Origin of the sequence: Microbacterium sp. UBA1097 (assembly GCF_002313585.1) — a bacterium.
In the GTDB taxonomy this organism is placed as follows: domain Bacteria; phylum Actinomycetota; class Actinomycetes; order Actinomycetales; family Microbacteriaceae; genus Microbacterium.
On record NZ_DCBW01000052.1, the window covers coordinates 1 to 5,989 of the forward strand.

Consider the following 5,989-nt stretch of genomic DNA (forward strand, 5'->3'; position numbering starts at 1 on the left):
GACCTTTTACATGAGTCAAGTCGCTGGTTTGGCGGGGCCTTTCGCGTCGTCTAGACTTGACCCTTGGCGCCCGTTCCGGCGGGAACCCTTGGGGTATGGTGTAATTGGCAACACGGCTGATTCTGGTTCAGTTGTTCTTGGTTCGAGTCCAGGTACCCCAGCAAGAGAAACCCGCGGAATCCCGCGGGTTTCGTCGTTTCTGATGACCCGCGCGTGCGACGCACCCCCGTCGAGGGCGCGCCGTCGCGAGCCCTCGGGGGCGCCTAGGCTGAGCCCGTGACAAGTCGTGAGTCGCAGGCGTGGGAGTGCCCGACGTGCGGCGACCGGCTACGGTACGAGATCCTCGACGATGAACGTTTCCTCGTCGCCTGGTCGTGCGTCAGGTGCGGGCTCGTACGCACGACGGAACCCACCTAGGTGTATGAGGCCAGGAGGTTGTTGACGCGAATTGGCACGAGCGTGGCCGGCGGCTGACCGTCCGCGGCACCGTGCGGGCGGTGGTAGTTGTAGTGCAGGTTCCAGCGCTCGAGGGCGTTGGCGCGTTCGTCTTCTGAGGTCCATGTCCGTGCATAGAGGAACTCTTCGGCAAGGATCCGGTTGTACCGCTCGATCTTTCCGTTGTGGCGGGGCGTGTAGGGCGTGATCCGTTGGTGCCGCGACCCGGCCAGTGCATCGGCGAACGCTGAGGCGCGGTAACAGGATCCGTTGTCGGTCACGATCCGTTCGATGTGCGTGATGCCATGAGCCGCGAACCATGCCCGCGCTCGCGCGAGGAACGCAACGGCCGTCGCGGCCTGCTCGTTCGGCAAAGCCTCGGTGTACGCGAGGCGTGAGTAGCCGTCAATCGCTGAGTGGAGGTAGACGTAGCCGGCTCGCGTGCCGCGGGTTTTCGTCCGCGCGACGGCGCGAGCTTCCGGGCTGTCCTTGCCATGAGCCCGCCATCCGCCGCCATCGGGGATTCGGCCGACCTTCTTGACGTCCAGGTGAACCATGTGGCCGGGGCACCGAGCGACAATCTTCCTCGCTTCGCGGTTACTTTCCCCGGTCGGGTCGATGAAGCGGCGCCGGTTGAGCTGCAGGTCGGTGAGGATGCGACTCACCGTGCGCCGACTGATCTGAATGCCGACCTGTTCGAGCTCGAACGTGATCCGAGCCGCTGACCACTTGTGCTCGCGCCGCATGCGTTCGACTTCGCGAACAACGACGTTGGGGGCGGCTGTCGGGGATTGCTTAGGCGTCGATGAGCGGTCGAGCAGACCGACCTCACCGAACTCACGATGGCGATGGACCCACTTTGACGCGGTAGCGCGGGAGATTCCCATCTCAGCTGCCACGTGAGCGATCGGCCGGGTCTTGCAACGCTCGACCAGCCGCCGACGTCCCTCGACTGACAGTGGCGAGTTGCGGTGAGTCATGCACGTCCTTCGAAGAATGTTCCAGTCGAGTCGCTGAGTCCCGGACCAAGCCCCCCATTCAGCCGTCGGCTACTGACCCTCGTGGTCGCCGCCTGACACGCCGAGGCCGACGTTCGTGGTGTCGCAGCAGGCCTCCGGCGATTCGGAACTGGCTCGACGCCGCCTATGGGCGGCGCCAAGGGCGAGTACTACGAGGAGGGAGATGACCGCGAGCGCCGCGATCGGCGCCGTGTGAGCCTGAACCCAGCCGGACAGGGTCGTTGAGAGCCTGGCGACACCGCCGGCACGGCCGGTCGCGACGAGGTTGTTGTCGGCGGTGGCGGCGGGCCACCAGTACCACGCGAGGTAGACGCCGGTGAGCAGCAAGACGGCGCCGGTGATCCGGGGGCCATAACTCCCGAGGCGTGCGACGTGGCGGGTTAGGCCGGTACCCGCGGCGGTGGTCGCGAGTGCGAGCAGCAGCAGGATGCTGGCTGAGCCGGCGGCGTAGACACCGAAGACTAGCAGCAGCCCCGCGTAGCTGGCGGTGGCCTGTGCCTGGGCGATGACAGCAAGGATCACTCCGAAGGTGCACGACAGGGAGGCGAGGGCGTAGCCGATCCCGAAGACCAGCATCCGGGCGGTTGGCGGGAGGCCTTCGGTTGCTCGGCCGGTGATCCGGGGCAACCGCACGGAGATCGAACGGCCGGCCAGCATCCACAGGCCGAGGAGCACCAGTAGGACGCCTACGGCGAGACCGAGTTTGGGCGCTGCCTGGATCAGGCCCCGAGCCCCGGCGCTCACCAGCAGGCCCGCAGCTGCGAGGGTGCCGGCGAACCCGATCGCCAGTGCGATTCCGGACCGCAGGGCCCTCAGCAGCCGCACCGGGACGGGCGAGGCGTCAGCGTCGCCGAGGGTCTGGCTGATCCAGGCCGGCAGCAGCGCGAACCCGCATGGGTTGACCGGCGCCACCATGCCGGCGGCGAAGGCGAGGCTGAGCAATCCGCCCATGGATCAGGCTCCGGCCTTGACGAGTTCGGCGGTGATCGTCTTCGCGTCGGGCTCGGTGGCACGGAAGGTCACTTTGCCGTCGCCGTCGATGACGATGAGGGTGGACAGGGCGGCAACGTCGAATCGCTGGGACAAGGCGGCACCCTCGTCTATGGCGGCCGGGACGTGTTCGGCGTCGACGTACTCCATGAATCCCTCGATGGTCTCCTTGGACTCGCCGGGGTCCATGTCGACGGCGAGGAAGCTCGCCCCAGCACCCGACTTCTCGGCAGCGGTGGCGGCCTCGCCGAGGGAGCGGACGCCTTCAACGCATTCGCCGCAGCCGACGGAGAAGAAGAACACCGCGGTCGGCTTCCCGCTGGCGGGCAGGCTGACCATCTGGCCGTCGATGCTAGTAACCGCCGCTGGCGTGCCCGCATCTGCGGCTGGTGTGGCGTCGGTGTTTCCGCAGGCGGTCAGAGCCAGGGAGCCTGCAAGCAGGAGGCCGGCGACCGAGAGGGTCGCGCGGCGGGTGCGGGTAAGCGTCATCGGTTCTGGTCGTCCTTCGTGTCGCTGGGGTGGGGGGAGTTCACAGGCGGGCAACAGCCATGCCTGGCGTTGTTGCCGCCGCTGCGGCGCCGCGTGGTCGCGAGGACCGCGAGCACCAGGACGGCGATGCCGGTGCCGATCACCCAGGGGTTGCCGAGGAACCCGCCGACACTGGCCAGCAGACCACCGGCGAGGAGCAAGGGAAGTAGGGCGCAGCAGGCGACCATGAGCAGCGCGGCCCCGGCTCCGAGGAGCAGGCCGCTGCCTCCCGGTTGGTCGTCGTGGTGGACTTCATCGGAGTGGAGTTCCCTTCGGTGTTCTTGGTCAGCAGCGGCAGTGGCCGTCGTCGGCCACTGCCGCGTTGGCCTGGAACTGGTTGAGGAAGCCGGTCGTGAGGTCGGTACCGATTCGATAGGCAACGGCCACGGGCACGACCTCGGCGCGGGGGTGCTCGGCCAGCCAGCCCGCGGCGTCCTCATCGGAGGTGAAGTAGTGGACCTGGTTGCAGAAGGAGGACCGGATCGAGGTGATCTGGTCGGGGTTGACCAGCGACACCACCGCGGTGGCGGGTTCGACGCTGGTGACGCCGGCGACGGGGTCGATGGTGACCCGGATCGGCTCGCCGCTGGTCGGGGAGACCGACTCCACGCTCGCCGCGCGCTCGAGCAGGGTCGGAAAGATCAGGGTGTCCAGGGCGCACCAGGTGTAGAGCTCCTCACCGGCCACGGTGAACCGGTGAGGGGTGGGGCGCAGGGTGAGGCCCTGGCCGATGATGCGGCCCTGGTCGTCGTACTCGGTGTCCGGCACCACGGCCAGACCCGTGCGTACGTCGTCGACCGGACGGCCGGCGGCCGCGGCGAACTGCTCGACGGTGACCGGGCCGCCCTCGACGATCAGCCGCAGCAGCGGGATCGATAGGACGGCGTCAAGGCCGGTCTCTTCGGTGTTGTTGAGTCGTTCGGGCAGTTGCGTCGTGAGCTCCGACATGGCGGTACCTTCTTCATGAGTCGGGTGGAGGCTGTCGGCTGCGGGTCACGCGCAGCAGGACAGCTTGGAGATGTCGGTGGTGAAGGCCTTGGCGGCGATCCGGATGCCTTCGGTCATGGTCAGGTAGGGCGCCCATGCGTCGGCGACCTCGGTGACGGTCTTGCCGAGGATGTGGACACCGGCGGCGGCGAGCTCGCCGGCGTCTTTGGCGACGGCGGTGAGGCCGAGGATCTCGCCGGTCTCAGCGTTGGCGACGATCTTGATGAAGCCGCGGGTGTCGCGGTTGACCAGCGCCCGGGGCACGTAGTCCAGCGGCAGGACGCGGCAGTCGCAGCGGATCCCGGCAGCGAGCACCTGGGCCTCGGTCATCCCGACCGCGCCGATCGCCGGACTGGTGAAGGTCACCCGCGGCAGCCGGCTGTGGTCCACCGACCGCTCAGCGCCAGCGAACGTGTTCTCGGCGACCATGTTGCCGTGGTGGGCGGCGACGTAGACGAACTCGGGGTGCCCGGTCACGTCGCCGGCTGCCCAGATCCGGGGGTTGGAGGACTGCAGTTGGTCGGTGACCACGATCTCGCCCGTGTCGCCGGTCTTCACCTCCACCGCATCGAGGTTCAGCCCATCGGTGACCGGTCGGCGGCCGAGGGCGACGAGGACCTGTTCGGCGTGGAATTCCTGCTCGCCGCCGGAGATGTCAGCGGTGACAACAACCTGGCCCCTGACGTCGTCACGGGCAACGTGGGTCGGGACCGCACGGCGGACCACGCGGATGCCCTCGTCGGCGAAGACCTCCTGCAGCGCCTTGGATACCTCCGGCTCCTCCTTCGACGCCAGCCGGGAACGAACCAGCAGGGTGACGTTCGACCCGAGCCGGGCGAACAGTTGGGCCTGCTCCAAGGCGACGTAGCCGCCGCCGAGCACCAGCAGCGAGTCGGGAACCTCGGTCAACTCCATCGCCGTGGTCGAGGTCAGGTAGCCGGCCTCCTCAAGACCGTCGATCGGTGGGGCCCATGCGCTGGCGCCGGTGGCGACCAGGTAGTGATCAGCGTCGATCGTCTCGACCGCACCGTCAGTCGCGGTGACCTCAAGAACGGGCGCTTCTGGCGTGCCGGCGAACGCAGCGTCGCCGTGGCGGATCTGCCAGCCGTAGGCGTCGGCGACGTCGACGTACTTCTCACCCCGAAGTTCCTCGACGAGGTCCTGCTTGCTGCTGATCAGCGCGGGCATGTCCACGTCGTCCGCTGTGGTGGCGATCCCCGGGAAACGGTTGCCCGCCTCGGCAGCGGTCTGGCGGGCCTCAGCGGCGGCGATGAGCGCCTTCGACGGCACGCAGCCGGTGTTCACGCACGTGCCGCCGAAAGTGCCGCGCTCGATCATCACCACCGACTTGCCGAGCGTGGTCGCGCGGATCGCGGCGGCGAACGCGGCGCCACCCGATCCGATGATCGCAAGGTCGTACCTGGACTGCATCCCGATTCCTCCCCTGAGTCTTGAGAATTGCTCTTGATGCAGCCACAATGGACCTTCCAGTGCGGGGGAAGGTCAAGTGCGACCTGTGACACATCGGAGACCCAGATGAGGATCGGCGAACTCGCCGAGGCGGCCGGCACCACCGCCAAGACCCTGCGGTTCTACGAGGAGCAGGGCCTGCTTCCCGCGGCCGAGCGCACCGCGTCGGGATACCGCGACTACGATCCGGAAGCAGCGACTCGGATCGACTTCATCCACCGCGGCCAGGCTGCCGGACTTACCCTCGCGCAGATCAAACAGATCCTCGACATCCGCGATGGAGGCGAGATTCCCTGCGGCCACGTCCGGGACCTCCTAGACGTTCGTCTGAAGGACATTGAGCGCCAGATCTCGGATCTCGTCTCCCTCCGCGACAACGTTGCCGCCCTCCGCGACGCAGCCGCAGAACCCGAACCCGAGACCTGCAACGCCGACGAGGTCTGCAGGTACCTGTAGCCAATCCGAGATGATGCGCGCAGAGGCGGAGCGTCCTGCCGCGACCTTCCTACGTGACCACAACGTTATGGCCAGCAACACCTAGGTGTGATGTCCAGGGACGT

Annotated in this window: 7 protein-coding genes and 1 tRNA gene; 2 read left to right on the forward strand and 6 right to left on the reverse strand. The window is 67.6% G+C overall.

Annotated features, from left to right (window positions below):
• The first annotated feature begins 89 nt into the window (after nucleotides 1–89).
• Nucleotides 90–161: transfer RNA gene (locus B4F19_RS12805), tRNA-Gln, on the forward strand.
• A 252-nt stretch (nucleotides 162–413) separates the two neighbouring features.
• Here the strand turns inward: B4F19_RS12805 and B4F19_RS12810 are convergent.
• The 6 genes from B4F19_RS12810 to merA form a co-directional block, all read right to left on the reverse strand.
• Nucleotides 414–1,415 carry an IS481 family transposase gene (locus B4F19_RS12810; protein ID WP_292735501.1) on the reverse strand — a complete coding sequence of 334 codons (1,002 nt, stop codon included), beginning with the start codon at nucleotides 1,413–1,415 and terminating at the stop codon, nucleotides 414–416.
• Nucleotides 1,416–1,484: 69 nt separating this feature from the next.
• Nucleotides 1,485–2,405: a cytochrome c biogenesis CcdA family protein gene (locus B4F19_RS12815; RefSeq protein WP_058623030.1), complete on the reverse strand. Its 921-nt coding sequence runs from the start codon at nucleotides 2,403–2,405 to the stop codon at nucleotides 1,485–1,487.
• Nucleotides 2,406–2,408: 3 nt separating this feature from the next.
• A complete protein-coding gene (locus B4F19_RS12820; protein ID WP_005882713.1) occupies nucleotides 2,409–2,933 on the reverse strand; it encodes a TlpA family protein disulfide reductase in 525 nt (174 codons plus the stop codon).
• Nucleotides 2,930–3,133: a hypothetical protein gene (locus B4F19_RS12825; protein ID WP_375236801.1), complete on the reverse strand. Its 204-nt coding sequence runs from the start codon at nucleotides 3,131–3,133 to the stop codon at nucleotides 2,930–2,932. The genes B4F19_RS12820 and B4F19_RS12825 overlap by 4 nt, the downstream gene beginning before the upstream one ends.
• 124 nt (nucleotides 3,134–3,257) lie before the next feature.
• A complete protein-coding gene (gene merB / locus B4F19_RS12830) occupies nucleotides 3,258–3,920 on the reverse strand; it encodes an organomercurial lyase MerB (RefSeq protein ID WP_228179124.1) in 663 nt (220 codons plus the stop codon).
• Nucleotides 3,921–3,965: 45 nt separating this feature from the next.
• Nucleotides 3,966–5,390 carry a mercury(II) reductase gene (merA, locus tag B4F19_RS12835; protein WP_292728465.1) on the reverse strand — a complete coding sequence of 475 codons (1,425 nt, stop codon included), beginning with the start codon at nucleotides 5,388–5,390 and terminating at the stop codon, nucleotides 3,966–3,968.
• 105 nt (nucleotides 5,391–5,495) lie between these two features.
• Between merA and B4F19_RS12840 the strand changes: the two genes are divergently transcribed.
• Entirely contained in the window at nucleotides 5,496–5,885 is a 390-nt protein-coding gene (locus B4F19_RS12840; RefSeq protein WP_040347802.1) for a heavy metal-responsive transcriptional regulator, read from the forward strand.
• Nucleotides 5,886–5,989: the final 104 nt, after the last annotated feature.

Bases quoted from the DNA above. Each gene is read 5' to 3' on its own strand.
- B4F19_RS12810 (WP_292735501.1), bottom strand. From the start codon at position 1,415: ATGACTCACCGCAACTCGCCACTGTCAGTCGAGGGACGTCGGCGGCTG.
- B4F19_RS12815 (WP_058623030.1), bottom strand. From the start codon at position 2,405: ATGGGCGGATTGCTCAGCCTCGCCTTCGCCGCCGGCATGGTGGCGCCG.
- B4F19_RS12820 (WP_005882713.1), bottom strand. From the start codon at position 2,933: ATGACGCTTACCCGCACCCGCCGCGCGACCCTCTCGGTCGCCGGCCTC.
- merB (WP_228179124.1), bottom strand. From the start codon at position 3,920: ATGTCGGAGCTCACGACGCAACTGCCCGAACGACTCAACAACACCGAA.
- merA (WP_292728465.1), bottom strand. From the start codon at position 5,390: ATGCAGTCCAGGTACGACCTTGCGATCATCGGATCGGGTGGCGCCGCG.
- B4F19_RS12840 (WP_040347802.1), top strand. From the start codon at position 5,496: ATGAGGATCGGCGAACTCGCCGAGGCGGCCGGCACCACCGCCAAGACC.